Below are 16526 nucleotides of genomic sequence, written 5' to 3'. Positions count from 1 at the left end.
CGGATCGCAGACGAGCGCAAGAAGGAGAGCAATGGCACAGGACGATAACGGCGGCACGGAGATCACGCCCGCCGCCTCGTCGGCCGTCGACCACCGTCCCGGTGACCCGGGCACAGCGGTCGTGGTGCAGGATCCGGTGGAGAACCCCGGCTTCCCGCCGCACCGCGCGAGGATCACCGACAAGGACCCGCGCAAGCAGCGCCGGGCCGAGCGCACGATCTACACGCTCTTCTACGCCTCGATCGTCGGAAGCATCTGGGCCATCGCCGCCTACGTCGCGTTCCCGATCGAGTCGGGCAAGATCTCAGACCTCCGCATCAGCACGCTGGCGATCGGACTCGGCATCGCGCTCGCGCTCCTCGCCATCGGCTTCGGCGCCGTGCACTGGGCCAAGGCCCTCATGGTGGACAAGGAGGGCATCGACCTCCGCCACCCGGTCCACGGCTCAGAGGAGACCCGGGAACGTGCCGTCGAGATCTTCGAGGAAGCCAACGAGGAGTCCGGCTTCGGTCGGCGCACACTGATCCGCAACTCCCTGATCGGTGCGCTCGTCGCGTTCCCGCTGCCTGCGATCGTGCTCTTCCGCGGCCTCGGGCCGATGAACGAGAACCCGGTGACGGAACTCTCCCACACCATGTGGAAGAAGGGACTGCGGCTCACCCGCGACCCGTCAGGCACGCCGATCAAGGCCGGCGACGTCACGATCGGCTCCGTGTTCCACGTCATTCCCGAGGGTCTCAACGAGACCTCGGATCCGCTGGACCAGAAGGCCAAGGCTGCCGTTCTCCTGATGCGCCTCGACCCGAAGGACCTGCACCCGACGCACGGCCGCGAGAGCTGGGCGTACGACGGCATCGTCGCGTACTCCAAGATCTGCACGCACGTCGGATGCCCGGTGGCTCTGTACGAGCAGCAGACCCACCACCTGCTCTGCCCCTGCCACCAGTCGCAGTTCGACATCACGCACGAGGCGAGGGTCATCTTCGGCCCCGCCAGCCGGCCGCTCCCGCAGCTGCCGATCACCGTGGATGCCGACGGCTACCTGATCGCACAGAGCGATTTCCATGAGCCCGTGGGCCCGAGTTTCTGGGAGCGTCATTGACCACCACGACTGCCGCTTCAACCACGGCCAACAAGCGCAGCTTCACAGCATCCGCGTCGAACTACATCGATGAGCGCACCGGCATCTCGGCCGTCGTCAAGGAGTTCGGGCGCAAGATCTTCCCCGACCACTGGTCGTTCCTGCTCGGCGAGATCGCGCTGTACAGCTTCATCGTCATCCTGATCACGGGAACGTTCCTCACGTTCTTCTTCCAGGCCTCCCAGGCCGACGTGATCTACCACGGCTCCTGGGTCCCGCTGAAGGGCATCCAGATGTCCGCGGCCATGAACTCCACACTGAACATCTCGTTCGATGTTCGCGGCGGCCTGCTCGTCCGTCAGATCCACCACTGGGCCGCGCTGCTCTTCGTGGCATCCATCGGCCTGCACATGCTGCGCATCTTCTTCACCGGTGCGTTCCGCAAGCCGCGCGAGCTCAACTGGGTGATCGGCTTCACGCTGTTCGTGCTGGCCATGGCCGAGGGCTTCACGGGCTACTCGCTGCCCGACGACCTGCTCTCCGGCAACGGTCTTCGCATCATCGACGGCCTCATCAAAGGCATCCCGGTGATCGGAACCTGGACGTCGTTCCTGCTCTTCGGCGGCGAGTTCCCGGGAACAGCGATCGTCGGTCGCCTCTACACGCTGCACATCCTGTTGCTGCCTGCGCTCGTCGTGGCGTTCATCGCCCTGCACCTCGTGTTCGTCGTCGTGCACAAGCACACGCAGTACGCGGGTCCTGGGCGCACGCAGCAGAACGTGTCGGGCTTCCCGATCCTCCCGGTCTACGCGGCCAAGGCGGGCGGCTTCTTCTTCATCGTGTTCGGTGTCGTCGCCCTCATGGCGTCGCTGTTCACGATCAACCCGATCTGGCTCTACGGCCCGTACGACCCCTCCCCCGTTTCGGCTGGTACCCAACCGGACTGGTACATCGGGTTCGCGGACGGCATGCTGCGTCTGATGCCGTCGCACTGGGAGTTCGTGTGGCTCAACCACACGTGGTCGCTCAACGTGTTCATACCCGTCGTGATCCTCGTGGTGTTCCTCGTGCTCGTGGCGATCTATCCGTTCGTGGAGGCCTGGGTCACGGGAGACAAGCGCGAGCACCACATCCTGGACCGCCCGCGCAACCAGGCGACGCGCACCGCGATCGGCGCCGCGGGCGTCACGTTCTACGGAGTGATGTGGGCGGCCGCGAGCTCGGACCTCATCGCCACGCACTTCAAGCTCACGATGGAGGGCGTGATCTACGCGCTCCAGATCACGCTGATCGTCGGACCGATCATCGCCTACTTCGTCACGAAGCGGGTTTGCATCGCGCTGCAGAAGAAGGACCGGTCGGTCGCACTGCACGGTTACGAGTCGGGCCGCATCGTGAAGCTTCCCGGTGGAGAGTACATCGAGGTGCACCAGCCGCTCGACGTGTACGAGCGGTGGCGTCTGGTCAGCTACGACACCTACCAGCCCGTGATGCTGCGCCCGAACTCCCGGGGCAGGATCACCATGGCCAGCCGGCTGCGGGCGGGGATGTCGCGCTGGTTCTTCGAAGACAGGCTGGAGCCGGTCACGAGGAACGAGCTCGAGTCCGGGCACGACCACCACTGACCTAGACGGCAGCCACACTCGATCGGGCACCGATGTCACTCACGACGCTGTCGGAGTGGCTTCGGTGCCCGATCTGTCTCTGCCCGCTCTCCCCCATTCCCCCGCTCGTCCTCGGCTGCGATCGAGGCCACAGGTTCGATACGAACAAGGCCGGCTACGTCAGCCTCCTCGGCTCGCAGCCGCGTATCGCCGGCGATACCGGCTCGATGCTGGATGCCCGCGCCCGCCTTCTGGACAGCGGCGCGTACGATCCGCTGATCGCGGCCATCGCCGACAGTGCCCTCACCGCCAGTTCCACGCTGCATCCGGATGCGCGAGTTCGCGTCGTCGACGTCGGCAGCGGCACGGGACACTACTCAGCCGGCATCGGCGCGCGGCTGAGCTCGCCGACCTCGGCCGGCATCCTGGCGACCGACATCGCTGCGGATGCCGTGCGGCGGAGCGTGCGACGCATCGGGCGTGAGCATGCGGACGGTCTCGTGGCGGACACCTGGCAGCCGCTCCCGATCCGTACCGGCGCAGCCGACATCGTGATCGACGTCTTCGCTCCGCGCAATCCCGGCGAGTTCAGGCGGATCCTCGCCGACGATGGCCGGCTCGTGGTCGCCACCCCGCAACGGGATCACCTCATCGAGCTGCGACGCGCCATGCCGATGCTGGATGTTCCCGCCGACAAGGCAGAACGGGTGGCGGCGGACCTGAGCGAGTTCTTCGTGCTCGAGCGTCTCGACCCGGTGCGCTACACGCTCGATGTGACGCCCGAGACAGCGTTGGCCCTGCGCGCCATGGGGCCATCGGGTCATCACGAGCTGGCGGGCGCTCCCACACGGTTACCCGGTCGGGTCACGGTCGCCGTCGACGTGCTGCGGTTCCGTCCGCAAGCGCCTGAAGCGGCATCAGCGTAGGCGAGTGCCCGGCCCGGCTCGACGAAGCACTGGCGGGATCCCGGGGCTGACCATTCCCTCGCACGCGCACGAGCCCGGCCATTCACAGGTCTCGCCGAGGCACCTGCAACACGCGTAGACCTGCCGTTGCCAACCGCAACTGGAACACGCATAAACCCGCCGGTTGCCAGCGGTACCTGGAACGCCTGCGCTCCGGGCTCGTCACCACGCGCCGCCGAAACGACGAACGGCTCTCATCGGGCGGAATGTCCGATGAGAGCCGTTCCCTGCGCACGTGCACGAGGCACTCACGCCCGAGGCCGACTATCAGGCCGGCCGAGAGGCGTCAGCGGGCGAAGTAGCCGCGGTAGTACTCGTACACCCAGCCGACCAGGCTCACGACGGCCAGGCCGCCGCCGATAGGTACGATCCACCAGCCGACCGCGATGCCCAGAGCACCGATCGCCACCGAGAGGCCGAGCATGAAGGGCCACCAGCTCCATGGGCTGAAGTGCCCGAGCTCCGGGTCGCCGTCGTCGATGTTGGCGTCCAGACGGTCCTCGGGAAGCTCCACGCCGTTCTGCGTGGCGTGGGTCCGTGCCAGGAAGAAGGCGATGAAGGCTCCCAGCACGCCGGTGAGGGTCAGCGCAACGGTGCCTACGGGCTCGAGCGCGTGGTGCGGGTAGTAGAACCACGACCAGACCGTGTAAGCGATCGCGGAGGCGAAGAAGAAGACCGTGATGATCCAGAACAGAGTCGCACTCGTGCGCATGTCACTTCACCTTCGCTGAATCGGCTTCGACGACGGGCATGTCCGGCGCATCCTTGCCCGGTCCCACTCCGATCGGCAGACCCACCTCGGGGTGGTTCAGGTCGAAGGCGGGCGACTCGCTGCGGATGCGCGGAATCGACGTGAAGTTGTGCCGCGGCGGCGGACAGCTGGTCGCCCACTCCAGCGACCGGCCGTAGCCCCAGGGGTCGTTCACCGTGACCTTCGCACCGGAACGGGCCGTGATGTACACGTTCAGGAAGAACGGGATCATCGAGACGGCCAGGATGCCTGCACCGATCGTCGACACCTGGTTCATCCACGTGAAGCCGTCCTGCGGGAGGTACGTGTAGTACCGGCGCGGCATGCCTACGACGCCAAGCCAGTGCTGGATCAGGAACGTCGTGTGGAAACCGATGAACAGCAGCCAGAAATGCCACTTGCCCAGGCGGTCGTTCAGCATCTTGCCCGTCCATTTCGGCCACCAGAAGTAGAAGCCGGAGAACATGGCGAAGACGACCGTGCCGAACACCACGTAGTGGAAATGCGCCACCACGAAGTACGAGTCGGACACGTGGAAGTCGAGCGGCGGCGACGCCAGGATGATGCCGGTCAGTCCACCGAACGTGAACGTGATCAGGAAGCCGATCGCCCACAGCATCGGAGATTCGAACGTGATGGAACCACGCCACATCGTGCCGATCCAGTTGAAGATCTTCACGCCCGTCGGCACCGCGATGAGCATCGTCATCAAAGAGAAGAACGGAAGCAGCACCATGCCGGTCACGTACATGTGGTGCGCCCACACCGTCACCGACAGCGCCGCGATCGAGATGGTGGCGTACACCAGCGTCTTGTAGCCGAACACGGGCTTCCGGCTGAAGACCGGGAACACCTCCGACACGATGCCGAAGAACGGCAGAGCGATGATGTACACCTCGGGATGGCCGAAGAACCAGAACAGGTGCTGCCACAGGATCGCGCCACCCGTTGACGCGTCGAAGACGTGGGCGCCGAGGATGCGGTCGGCCGATGCTGCGAAGATCGCGGCCGCCAGCACCGGGAACGCCATGAGCACGAGGATCGACGTGATGAGCGCGTTCCACGTGAAGATCGGCATGCGGAACATCGTCATGCCTGGGGCTCGCAGGGTGATGATCGTCGTGATGAAGTTGACGGCACCGAGGATCGTTCCGAAACCGGAGATGCCGAGACCGAGCATCCACATGTTCCCCCCGAGTCCGGGTGAGAACGTCGTGGAGGCCAGCGGCTGATACGCGAACCAGCCGAACGAGGCGGCGCCCTGCGGCGTGAGGAAGCCGGCGACGGCGATCAGCGATCCGAAGTTGTACAGCCAGTACGCGAACGCGTTCAGACGCGGGAAGGCCACGTCAGGCGCACCGATCTGGAGCGGCATGATCACGTTGACGAAGCCGGCGAACAGCGGCGTCGCGAACATGAGCAGCATGATCGTGCCGTGCATCGTGAACAGCTGGTTGTACTGCTCGCGCGTCTGCACGACCGCGAGGCCCGGCTCGAACAGCTGAGCGCGGATGATCAGCGCCATCACGCCGCCGATGCAGAAGTACACGAACGACGTGATCAGGTACATGTACCCGATCGTCTTGTGGTCGGTGGACGTGATCCAGCTCACCAGGACGTTGCCCTTGCGATGGACCTTGGTCGCGCCGAGGATCTGAGCCGTCGGCGACGGCGTGGTCGCCGCGGGAGCCGGTGCAGTGGTGGTACTCATTCTCCGGTTGCCTTACTCGTTGTTCGTCGTCGTCGTCGGCGCACCCGGTCCGGGCACGTTCCGGTTGCGGTCGTAGTCTGCACCGAGCTTCCCGGTGTAGCCGCGATCCCTCAGGTCTTGGATGTGCTGCTGATACTCGTCTTCGGAGACGACCTTCACGTTGAAGAGCATCGCCGAGTGGTACTCGCCGCACAGCTCTGCACACTTGCCTGCGAACGTGCCTTCGCGCGTCGGCTCCAGGTACATGTAGTTCGTGTGACCGGGGAAGACGTCCTTCTTGTAGAGGAAGGCCGGAACCCAGAACGAGTGGATGACGTCGCGCGAGTTGAGCTTGATCGTCACCTTCTTGTCGACAGGCAGGTAGAGGGTCGGGATCTCGCTCTCGACGACCGATCCGGACGGCAGGTCCGCCTTGTCATCGGGCTGCGCCTGGATGCCGGGGTCGTACACGTTGTCGGTGAGGTAGTTGAAGTCCCAGGACCACTGCTTGCCGTACACCTGCACGGTGAGGTCGGGGTGCGCATACGGCTTCTCGATCGCATCCTGGTCGCGCGTCGTGAACGCGAAGAAGCCGATGATGAGAACGAAGGGCACGATCGTGTAGAAGATCTCGATCGGCATGTTGTACCGCAGCTGCACCGGGAGTCCGGTCTGGCCCTTGCGACGGCGGTAGACGATGACGCACCAGATGATCAGTCCCCACACCACGAGACCGACCAGCAGGAGAACGATCCACGACGTGACCCAGAGCCCTGACACGCGCTCCGTGTGGTTCGTGACCGGCGTCTTGCCGTTGAATCCGGGAAGGAATCCGTTCAGCTGAGCCTGCGAGCAACCGGCCAGGACCAGCGCAACCATTGCTGCGACCGGAACTGCAGCCCATCGGAAACGGCGATTGTGACGCACCGGTGACCTTTCGAGTGAATCTGGGCGCAGCGGCATTCGCTGCTGCGATGACCGCTCCTAGCCTACTGCCATCCGCGGACCCTTCGCGTGCCGAACGCGCCTTCGGACGGCACAGGAAGCTGTGCCGGAGATGCGAAAAGGACCGGCTGATCGGCCGGTCCTTTTCGTCTATCCCTGTGCGGGGATGTCAGTGGAAGCTGTCTCCGCACGCGCAACTCCCCGTCGCATTGGGGTTGTCGATCGTGAAGCCCTGCTTCTGGATGGTGTCCTCGAAGTCGATCGTCGCGCCGTCGAGATAGGGCGCGCTCATCTTGTCGACGATGACCTCAACGCCGCCGAAGTCTACGGTGGCGTCGCCGTCCATGAACCGCTCGTCGAAGTAGAGCTGGTAGATCAGGCCGGAGCATCCACCCGGCTGCACGGCAAGACGCAGCCGCAGGTCGTCGCGGCCCTCCTGGTTCAGGAGGCTGCGTACCTTGTCGGCGGCGGCATCCGTCAGGAGCACGCCATGCGCCTTGGGCTCGGCGACCGTGCCGGCGCTGGTGAGAGTCGTCTCACTCATCGAGTGCCTCATTCCTTCGCTGAAGTCGTGACGAGCGCCAGTCTAAATCAGCGGCCTGAACGATGGGCGACAGCGGACAGGCTATTCGTGTCGCGTGTTCAGCCGCGCAAGAAGGAGCGCCTCCGTGAGGATGGCGCGCCGGAACACCCCGAGGTGCAGCGACTCGTTCGGGCTGTGCGCCCTCGTGTCCGGGTCTTCGACGCCTGTCACGAGGATCTGCGCCTGCGGGAACTCGCGAACGAGATCCGCGATGAACGGGATGCTGCCGCCGATGCCGGCCTCGACGGGCTCGTTGCCCCAGGCATCCCTCATCGCCTTCTTTGCCTCGATCGCGGCCCACCCGCTGGTGTCGACGAGGAACGGGTCGCCGAGGTCCACGTCGTCGATGTCGAGGTGGGCTCCGAACGGCACGTTGGCACGCAGGTGCGCCTCGATCGCCTCGAACGCCTCCTGCGCTCGCTGTCCCGGCGCCACCCTCGCGCTGATACGCGCGGCGGCGGACGGCAGGAGCGTGTTGGATGCGTTCGCCACGCTCGGGGCGTCGATGCCGGTCACCGTGATGGTCGGCTGGTTCCACAGCCGGGACAGGATCGGACCCTTGCCGATGAGCGACACCCCGTCGAGCACTGCTGCGTCTTCGCGCAGTTGCTCCTCGGAGAACTCCGGCACGTCGGCGTCGTGGCTCGTCATGCCCTCGACGGCGACGGACCCCGCGTCGTCATGAAGTGTGGCGAGCAGCTTGACCAGCGGGATCATCGCATCCGGCACTCCCCCGCCGTACATCCCCGAGTGCGATGCGTGCTCGAGCGTCGACACGGTGAGACGGAACGTCACATTGCCCCGCAGTCCGACGGTCAGCGACGGCACGTCGGTGCTCCAGTTGTCGGAATCGGCGACGACGATGGCATCCGCCGCGAGGGAGTCCTTGTTCTCCGCCAGGAAGTTCGCGAACGAACGGGAGCCGAACTCCTCTTCGCCCTCGATGAAGACGGCGATGCCCAGGTCGAACTCGGGGCCGACCGCTTCGACGAGCGCCCGGATGGCGGCGACGTGGGTCACGACACCCGCTTTGTCGTCCGCGGCACCGCGCGCGTACACGCGGTCTCCGCGCACCGTGGGCTCGAACGGCGGCGTCTGCCAGTCCTCGTCCTTGCCCGGCGGCTGCACGTCGTGGTGCGCATACAGCAGCACGGTAGGAGCTCCACCGCGTGCGGCACGACGGGCGATCACGGCCGGCTGGCCCTGGTCGGGCCCCGAACCGATGGGAGCGCGGGCGACCTCGACGGTCTCGAACACGCGCAGGTCGCGCAGCAGGGTTGCAACGGCATCCGCGCTGCGTTCCACGTTGCGCGGGTCGAACGCAGACCACGAGACGGACGGGATGCGCACCAGGTCGGTGAGGTCGGCGACAGCATGCGGCATGCCGGCCAGCACGGCCTCATCGAGTGCTGTCGTCAGATCGTCCCGTTGCGGATCGGCTTCGCTCATGCGGGTAATCTTAACCGGACGACAATCGAGGACTTCCGTGGCCAGACGAGCAGAATCCGCCGCCCCAGCGGCTCCCGAGACCGACGAGCACCTTCCTGCCGGGAAGGGGCGTGCGACGCCCAGCCGCGCCGAGCGCGAAGCCGCGCGCAAGCGACCGCTGGTTCCGGCCGACCGCAAGGCCGCCGCGAAGGATGCCAGAGCGAAGAACGCCGAGGCGCGCGAGCGTGCCCGGCTCGGCATGGCGGCGGGCGACGAGCGCTACCTCACGCAGCGCGACCGCGGCCCGCAACGGCGGTTCGTGCGGGAGTACGTCGACGCCCGGTTCACGGTCGCCGAGTTTCTGATGCCCGTGATGCTCGTGATCATCGTGTTCACCTTCGTGCCGGTCCCTGCGCTGCAGTACTACGGCATCATCGTGCTCTGGGCCTTCTTCGCCCTGGCGATCATCGACTCCGCGATCATGGTCTTCACCATGAAGCGACGTCTGCGCGCCAAATTCGGAGAGCTGGAGCGCGGCCTCACCTGGTACGCGGTCATGCGCGCCCTGCAGTTCAGGATGATCCGCATTCCGAAGCCGCAGAACAAGCGCGGCCAGTATCCCGCGTAGCCGGACCGCGATGACGATCACGGCAGCCGCCGACGGCTCCGCCCTGGGCAACCCGGGCCCCGCCGGCTGGGCATGGTACGTCGACGACGACACGTGGGCAGCAGGCGGATGGCCGCACGGCACCAACAACCAGGGCGAGCTGATGGCCGTCATCGACCTGCTCGAGTCGACGGCCGGCGAACCCGACGATCTGCGCATCCTGTGCGACAGCCAGTACGTGATCAACGCGGTCACGAAGTGGATGCCGGGCTGGAAACGCAAAGGCTGGCGCAAGGCCGACGGCTCCCCCGTGCAGAACCTCGACCTGCTGAAGCGACTGGATGCGGCGCTGACGGGTCGCAGCTACGCCTTCGAATGGGTGCGCGGCCACGCGGGCCACGAGCTCAACGAGGCCGCAGACACCAGAGCTCGCGCCGTCGCGACGGCGTTCCAGAATCACGCTCCCGTCGACAACGGTCCAGGCTGGCGAGGGCTCGCGTCCGCGGCGGCTCCGGCTGCCGAGCCGGCTACTCGTCTCACCGGGAGTCCGTCGAGCGCGGCTTCGTCCGCGCCCCTTTCATCCGCGTCCGCTCCGTCCGGCCCCGGCTCGTCCGCCGCCCCTGCTTCCGGCGCGGCGCCTTCCAGCGAGCCGCAGCTGGCGCTGTTCGACGAGCTCGCCATGGACGAGTCCGACGAGGAGATCGTCCTCCGACAGGAACGTGCGCTGCTGACCGATGCCGTGCGCGCGGATGTGGCCGAGCTCGGCGTGCTCCTCCACCCCGATTTCCTCGAGATCGGGCGCTCTGGCCGGGTGTGGAGCAGGGACGACACGGCGTTGTCCCCCTCCGGCGACCGATCGGCGATGGTCGAGCTCGTGTCGCTCGACCGGCTCTCGGCCGATGCGATGCTGCTCGTGTTCCGCGCGACGGATGCGCGTGGCAGCACGATCCGCAGCTCGCTCTGGCTGCGCGACGGCGGGCGCTGGCGGCTGCGGTTCCACCAGGGAACCCCGGCGGAATGAGGCACACGGTCACCCCTCCGACCGCAGCCTCGTGGCGGGGCGCGGCCATCGGCGACCGCTAGCCGAGCATGCTTCTGAGGGCGGTCAGGTGCGCCCTGGCGAGCGTGACCGCAGCCTGGGAGTCGCCCGAAGCGATGGCGTCGTAGATACGTTCGTGAACGGCCTGGTCGGCGTCGTCGCCGTGCTGCTCCCTCCCCCGCAGCATCTCGGTCATGGCCTGACGACTCCGGGGTTCGAACCCGTCGAAAAGCTCCAGCAGGATCGGGCTGTGCGCGGCGACGACGACGCTGCGATGGAACGCCGCGTCGGTCGCGACGTGCTCGTCGACGTCGGCCCGATGGCGTCCACGCTCGGCCAGCGCGTCCCGCATGCGGCTCAGCTCCGCCGACGTCCGGCGGTCGGCGGCGAGGGCAGCGGCCTCGACTTCGATCGCCGTGCGTGCCTCGATGACGGCCGCGATGTCGGCGCGCCGCAGGACGGATCCCCACGCCTCGGGTACATCCGTCGCCGTGACGAAGACTCCCGCTCCCTGTCGCGTGGAGAGCACGTCGCGTCCGGCGAGCAGACGGATCGCCTCGCGCATCGTCGACCTGCCGACACCGAGCTGAGACGCCAGCGTCGTCTCCCCCGGCAGCCTGCCTCCGATCTCCCATTCGCCGGCCCTGATGCGCGCGAGGAGGAGCCCAGCGGCCTGCTCGGCAAGGGACTCCCGGTGCACCGTCGTCATGCGGTCATTCTCGCATTCGGATACTTGTCTGCTTGTCTGATATGTCGTAGTGTTCCCTGCATGCCGGCATCCGGATTCCTTGTTCTTCGCCGCCACGGCGGGGCCTAGCCTGACCGGCTCCCCGACGTGGAGCCGCACTCGCGCCGGTCGATCGCATTCGAACGATCCGGACAGGAACCAGAACATGACCAGCGACGCTTTCCCCACCCTCTCGACGCCGGCAGGCCCGATCCCCGACCATGCGCCGGCATGGAACCGGCAACGACCGTCGCGGATGCCATCGCATCGCTACCGCGACGTCTACAGCCGTGTCGCCGTACCCCTCAGCACTCGTGACTGGCCCGGCAACGCGCTGACCCGGGCACCGCTGTGGGTGCCGGTCGATCTGCGCGATGGCAACCAGGCGCTGGCGGAACCGATGAGTCCCTCGCGCAAAAAGCGGTTCTTCCAGCTGCTCGTCGCCATGGGCTACAAGGAGATCGAGGTCGGCTATCCGTCCGCATCCCAGACCGACTACGACTTCGTCCGCCTCATCGCCGAGTCCGACCTCGCCCCCGAGGAGGTCACGATCGTGGTGTTCACGCCCGCGCGACGCGAGCTCATCCGTCGCACGGTCGAGTCGATCCGCGGAATCCGCAACCAGGTGGTCATCCACATGTACACCGCGACCGCTCCCACGTGGCGCGACGTCGTGCTCGGTCAGGACCGCTCCGGGGTCGAAGATCTCATCCTCACCGGCGGCAGGGACGTGCTCGAGTTCGCCGGGCACCTGGAGAATGTCAGGTTCGAGTTCTCACCCGAGGTGTTCAACCTCACCGAGCCCGACTACGCGCTCGAGGTCTGCAACGCGATGACCTCGCTCTGGGATGCCACGGCCGAGCGGCCCGTCATCCTGAACCTGCCGGCGACCGTGGAGATCGCGACGCCGAACGTCTATGCGGACCAGATCGAGTACATGCACAAGAACCTCGATCGCCGCGACGCCGTGATCCTCTCCGTGCATCCGCACAACGATCGCGGCACCGGGGTTGCCTGCGCGGAGCTGGCCGTTCTCGCCGGAGCGCAACGGGTCGAGGGCTGCCTCTTCGGCAACGGGGAGCGCACGGGGAACGTGGACCTCGTCACGCTTGCGCTGAACCTGCACGCTCAGGGCATCGATCCGATGATCGACTTCTCCGACATCGATGAGATCCGGCGCACGGTCGAGCACTGCAACGGCATCGAGGTGCATGCGCGGCACCCCTACGTCGGGGATCTCGTGCACACGGCGTTCAGCGGAACGCACCAGGATGCCATCAAAAAGGGCTTCGCGGAGCATCGCGCCCGCGCCATCGCAGAAGGGCGAGCCGAGCGCGACGTCGAGTGGAGGGTGCCGTACCTCCCCATCGATCCGGGGGACATCGGACGCAGCTATGACGCCGTCATCCGGGTGAACTCGCAGTCGGGCAAGGGCGGCATCGCTTACCTGCTCGAGAACGGCTACGACATCGAGCTGCCCCGGCGCCTCCAGATTGACTTCTCCCGCCATGTGCAGCGCCACGCGGACGAGACCGGCAGCGAGGTCACGGCGGAACAGCTCTGGGATCTCTTCCAGGATGCGTACGTCGCGACGGAGCACGCCGACATCGAGTTGCTCGACTTCGAGACGACGGAACGGGGCACGACGATCACCCTTCGTGCAGGCGGGACGGCGGAGACGACCAGCCACAGCGGTCTCGGCCCCGTCGACGCTCTCCGCGAGGCGCTCCGCGAGCGGGGATTCGGGATCGAGATCCTGAGCCTTCACGAGACCCGCGTGCGACAAGGCCGCGAACACCAGGCGCTGGCCTTGGTCGAATGCCGTGAGGGCGAGGTCGTCCGGTGGGCCGCCGGTAAGGACCGATCGGCGCTGAGGGCCACCATGCAGGCGGTGATGAACGCCGCAGCAGCGCCCGCGGCCATAGCCGCGCGGTGAGGAGTCGATCGCACACCCTGGAGAGCCGTTCGCCTCCGCGGTGAAGGGTGTCGTCGAGCTCGCATACCGTGCGCACCGACGACGCGTGCGCACCTCCGGCACCCCGGCCTAGACGAGAGGCGACATCCGGTCCAGGCCGCGATTGATGGATCTGGCCCACAGCGGCCCTCGGTAGATGAAGGCCGAGTAGCCCTGCACGAGCGTGGCTCCGGCGGCGAGCCTGGTGCGGACATCCGCTGCGGTCTCGACTCCGCCGACGGAGACGATGCACATGGTGCCGGGGACGTGCTCCCGCAGCAGTCGCAAGACCTCCAGTGACCGGTGCGCGAGCGGTGCGCCGGAGAGTCCCCCGGCACCGGCCGCCGCGACCACCTTCTCGTCGGTCACCAGTCCGTCCCGGGAGATGGTGGTGTTCGTGGCGATGATGCCGTCGAGTCCCAGCTCGACGGCGAGCCCGGCGACGGCCACGATGTCGTCGTCCGCCAGGTCGGGAGCGATCTTGACCAGCAGCGGCGTCGCCCCCGCCTCCTCCTTCACCGCGGCGAGCAGAGGACGGAGGGACTCGATCGCCTGCAGATCGCGCAGGCCGGGCGTGTTCGGAGAGCTGACGTTCACCGCCAGGTAGTCGGCGACGGATGCCGCCGCGCGGGCGGACACGCGGTAGTCGGCGACGGCATCCGCCACGTCGACCACCCGGGACTTGCCGATGTTGAGCCCGATCACCGGCCGGCGTCGCGCCGAGCGCGCGGCCTCGACACGGGTGGCGACGGACGCCGCGCCCTCGTTGTTGAACCCCATGCGGTTGACGATCGCGCGATCCGGAATGAGGCGGAACAGCCGGGGTCTGGGATTGCCCGGCTGGGCGATCGCGGTGACGGTTCCGACCTCGACGTGGCCGAAGCCCAGCGCGCCGAGCCCGAGGATGGCCGTCCCGTTCTTGTCGAAACCGGCGGCGACGCCGAACGGGCTGGGGAACGTGAGCCCGAGCGCCTTCACGTGGAGATCCGTCCTGGGCATCGTGAACCGCGACACGAGCCGGGAAAGCCCCAGCCTGGGCAGGATGCGGATGACGGCGAACGCGAGGTGGTGCGCCCGCTCCGGGTCCATGTGCCGGAAGACGAGCGAGAACAGGATGCGATACATGCCGCTGCAACCCTATAGTGCGGCGGGTCCTCGTGCGGCGGGTCCGCATCCTGACGGCCGGTCCGCTTGTCGACGTCGGCATGCGGACCGCTCGGCACGAACGGGACCCGTGAGCGGATGGAGCGGGCGGCGCGCCGGTGGACAGGGGGCTCAGTCGACGGGAGCCGGCCGGCTGCCGTGTTCTTCGCGGAGTGCCCCGATGGCGTCTTCGAAGTCGTCGAGGGAGTCGAACGCCTGATACACGCTCGCGAACCGCAGGTACGCCACCTCGTCGAGTTCGCGCAGCGGTGGGAGCACCGCGAGCCCGATCTCGTTCGCGTCGATCTGCGATACACCCGTGGCCCGCACGGACTCCTCGACCTTCTGCGCGAGCATCGCCAGATCGGAATCGGTGACGGGACGCCCCTGGCACGCCTTGCGCACGCCGGCCATGATCTTCTCTCGGCTGAACGGCTCGACGACGCCGCTCCGCTTGATCACGTTGAGGCTGGCGGTCTCGATCGTGGAGAATCGGCGCCCGCACTCCGGGCACTGGCGCCGTCGTCGGATGGACAGCCCGTCGTCCGAGGTACGGGAGTCGACGACGCGGGAGTCCGGATGGCGGCAGAACGGGCAGAACATGGTTGCTCCAGGCTAATGCGCGGTGCCGGTCGACGCTGAGCCGGCGGACGCGGTGCCGGCAGACGCTGTGCCGGTCGACTGGCGAGCGGCGACGGCCGCCCCGTGGGCAGGCAGCCGCTCGGCCTCCGCCAGTGCGATCACATCCTGCGCCACCGCGCCGAGCCCGGTCTCGTCGTACCGGATCACCTGCTGAGGACGCAGGAACGTGTAGGCGCCCAGGCCGGAGGAGTACCGTGCCGACCCTCCCGTGGGCAGCACGTGGTTGGAACCTGCCAGGTAGTCGCCGAGGCTCACCGGGGAGTGGCTGCCGAGGAAGATCGCTCCGGCGTGGGTGAGCTGCCGCAGCGTCGCATCCGGATCGGCGGTGTGCACCTCGAGGTGCTCCGGCGCGTAGGCGTCGCTGAAGCGCACGGCGGTGAGCTCGTCGTCCACGAGCACGATCGCCGACTGCTGCCCCTCGAGCGCGACGGATGCGCGGTCGCGGTTCGGAGTCTCGGCCAGAAGCTCGCCGAGCTCCTTCTGCACGGCCTTCGCCAGCTCCTCGGAGTCCGTGACGAGCAACGACGCCGCGGCCTCGTCGTGCTCGGCCTGGCTGAGCAGGTCTGCCGCGACGAGGCGGGGATCGGCCGAGGCATCCGCGACGACGAGGATCTCGGTGGTGCCAGCTTCCGCGTCGATGCCGACCACGCCGCGCACCAGGCGCTTGGCGGCGGCGACATAGATGTTGCCTGGACCGGTCACGATGTCCACGGCCCGAAGCGGGATGTCGGGAACGCCGTATGCGAGCGCGCCGATCGCGCCCGCGCCGCCCAGCGTGTACACCTCGTCGATGCCCACGAGCCCGGCGGCGCCGAGGATGAGCGGATGCACTGACCCGCCGAACTCACGCTGCGCCGGGCTCGCCAGTGCGACGGAGTCGACGCCCGCGACCTGCGCCGGCACCGCGTTCATGACCACGCTGGACGGATAGACCGCCTTGCCGCCCGGCACGTAGAGACCGGCACGGGCGACCGGCTGCCACCGCTGTTGCACGACGGCCCCGTCGCCCAGCGTGGTGGAGGCGGCGGGAGGGACCTGAGCGGCGCTGACCTCGCGCACGCGGGCGATGGCGTGTTCCAGCGCCGTGCGCACCCGAGGCGGCAGCGCACGGACGGCCGCATCGATGTCGCGCACCGGAACCCGCAACGATGTCGGCCTGACGTGATCGAACCGCTCGGCCTGGTCGAGGAGCGCCCGTGAACCGCGTTCCCGCACGTCGGCGATGAGTGCTGCGGCAGAGGTCGACGCGGCGCTGATGTCGAGCTCGGCGCGCGGCACGACGCGGCGCAGATCGTCTGCACCGAGCCTTTGTCGTCTCAGGTCGAGTGTTCGCACCCGGCAAGCCTACCGAGCACGGGGATCGCCCG

15 protein-coding genes are annotated in these 16526 nt (G+C 67.4%); 6 read left to right on the top strand and 9 right to left on the bottom strand.

Features of this window, described 5'->3' with window-relative positions; translation table 11 throughout:
- The first annotated feature begins 31 nt into the window (after window positions 1-31).
- Genes VHB92_RS12075 through VHB92_RS12065 form a run of 3 tightly spaced genes read left to right on the top strand, consistent with a single transcriptional unit; the run spans window position 32 to window position 3611 of the window.
- Window positions 32-1102, top strand: a complete 1071-nt coding sequence (locus VHB92_RS12075) for a ubiquinol-cytochrome c reductase iron-sulfur subunit (protein ID WP_325454005.1) — start codon at window positions 32-34, stop codon at window positions 1100-1102.
- A complete protein-coding gene (locus VHB92_RS12070; protein ID WP_325454004.1) occupies window positions 1099-2706 on the top strand; it encodes a ubiquinol-cytochrome c reductase cytochrome b subunit in 1608 nt (535 codons plus the stop codon). Before VHB92_RS12075 ends, VHB92_RS12070 begins: the two co-directional genes overlap by 4 nt.
- 32 nt (window positions 2707-2738) lie before the next feature.
- Entirely contained in the window at window positions 2739-3611 is an 873-nt protein-coding gene (locus VHB92_RS12065) for a putative RNA methyltransferase (RefSeq protein WP_325454003.1), read from the top strand.
- 325 nt (window positions 3612-3936) lie between these two features.
- Here VHB92_RS12065 and VHB92_RS12060 read toward each other — a convergent pair whose 3' ends face one another.
- The 5 genes from VHB92_RS12060 to VHB92_RS12040 form a co-directional block, all read right to left on the bottom strand.
- The gene (locus VHB92_RS12060) at window positions 3937-4362 is read right to left on the bottom strand and encodes a cytochrome c oxidase subunit 4 (RefSeq protein WP_325454002.1); all 426 of its coding nucleotides are present in this window, start codon (window positions 4360-4362) and stop codon (window positions 3937-3939) included.
- A gap of 1 nt (window position 4363) precedes the next feature.
- On the bottom strand, window positions 4364-6112 hold the full coding sequence (ctaD, locus tag VHB92_RS12055; RefSeq protein WP_325454001.1) for a cytochrome c oxidase subunit I: 1749 nt from the start codon (window positions 6110-6112) through the stop codon (window positions 4364-4366).
- A 12-nt stretch (window positions 6113-6124) separates the two neighbouring features.
- Complete coding sequence (coxB, locus tag VHB92_RS12050; RefSeq protein ID WP_325454000.1) at window positions 6125-7018, bottom strand: cytochrome c oxidase subunit II; 894 nt, start codon at window positions 7016-7018, stop codon at window positions 6125-6127.
- A gap of 187 nt (window positions 7019-7205) precedes the next feature.
- Window positions 7206-7580: an iron-sulfur cluster assembly accessory protein gene (locus tag VHB92_RS12045; protein ID WP_325453999.1), complete on the bottom strand. Its 375-nt coding sequence runs from the start codon at window positions 7578-7580 to the stop codon at window positions 7206-7208.
- Between the two features lie 81 nt (window positions 7581-7661).
- Complete coding sequence (locus VHB92_RS12040) at window positions 7662-9068, bottom strand: dipeptidase (protein WP_325453998.1); 1407 nt, start codon at window positions 9066-9068, stop codon at window positions 7662-7664.
- A 37-nt stretch (window positions 9069-9105) separates the two neighbouring features.
- Between VHB92_RS12040 and VHB92_RS12035 the strand changes: the two genes are divergently transcribed.
- The gene (locus tag VHB92_RS12035; RefSeq protein ID WP_325453997.1) at window positions 9106-9675 is read left to right on the top strand and encodes a DUF3043 domain-containing protein; all 570 of its coding nucleotides are present in this window, start codon (window positions 9106-9108) and stop codon (window positions 9673-9675) included.
- Between the two features lie 10 nt (window positions 9676-9685).
- Window positions 9686-10675: a ribonuclease HI family protein gene (locus tag VHB92_RS12030; RefSeq protein WP_325453996.1), complete on the top strand. Its 990-nt coding sequence runs from the start codon at window positions 9686-9688 to the stop codon at window positions 10673-10675.
- Between the two features lie 58 nt (window positions 10676-10733).
- On the opposite strand, the gene VHB92_RS12025 is transcribed toward VHB92_RS12030, so the two are convergent.
- The gene (locus tag VHB92_RS12025; protein WP_325453995.1) at window positions 10734-11402 is read right to left on the bottom strand and encodes a FadR/GntR family transcriptional regulator; all 669 of its coding nucleotides are present in this window, start codon (window positions 11400-11402) and stop codon (window positions 10734-10736) included.
- A gap of 184 nt (window positions 11403-11586) precedes the next feature.
- Between VHB92_RS12025 and VHB92_RS12020 the strand changes: the two genes are divergently transcribed.
- Window positions 11587-13356 (top strand): 2-isopropylmalate synthase, encoded by a 1770-nt coding sequence (locus VHB92_RS12020; RefSeq protein ID WP_325453994.1) that lies wholly within the window; start codon window positions 11587-11589, stop codon window positions 13354-13356.
- 108 nt (window positions 13357-13464) lie between these two features.
- Here VHB92_RS12020 and VHB92_RS12015 read toward each other — a convergent pair whose 3' ends face one another.
- The 3 genes from VHB92_RS12015 to hisD all read right to left on the bottom strand — a co-directional run bounded on the left by VHB92_RS12015 (window position 13465) and on the right by hisD (window position 16494).
- Window positions 13465-14499 carry a quinone-dependent dihydroorotate dehydrogenase gene (locus VHB92_RS12015; RefSeq protein ID WP_325453993.1) on the bottom strand — a complete coding sequence of 345 codons (1035 nt, stop codon included), beginning with the start codon at window positions 14497-14499 and terminating at the stop codon, window positions 13465-13467.
- A 150-nt stretch (window positions 14500-14649) separates the two neighbouring features.
- Entirely contained in the window at window positions 14650-15120 is a 471-nt protein-coding gene (nrdR, locus tag VHB92_RS12010) for a transcriptional regulator NrdR (RefSeq protein ID WP_325453992.1), read from the bottom strand.
- Window positions 15121-15132: 12 nt separating this feature from the next.
- Window positions 15133-16494 carry a histidinol dehydrogenase gene (hisD, locus tag VHB92_RS12005; RefSeq protein ID WP_325453991.1) on the bottom strand — a complete coding sequence of 454 codons (1362 nt, stop codon included), beginning with the start codon at window positions 16492-16494 and terminating at the stop codon, window positions 15133-15135.
- Between the last annotated feature and the right edge of the window lie 32 nt (window positions 16495-16526).

Source organism: Humibacter sp., assembly GCF_035547335.1.
In the GTDB taxonomy this organism is placed as follows: domain Bacteria; phylum Actinomycetota; class Actinomycetes; order Actinomycetales; family Microbacteriaceae; genus Humibacter.
Note: the sequence above shows the minus strand (reverse complement) of the source record. Positions and strands in the feature narration are given on the sequence as shown.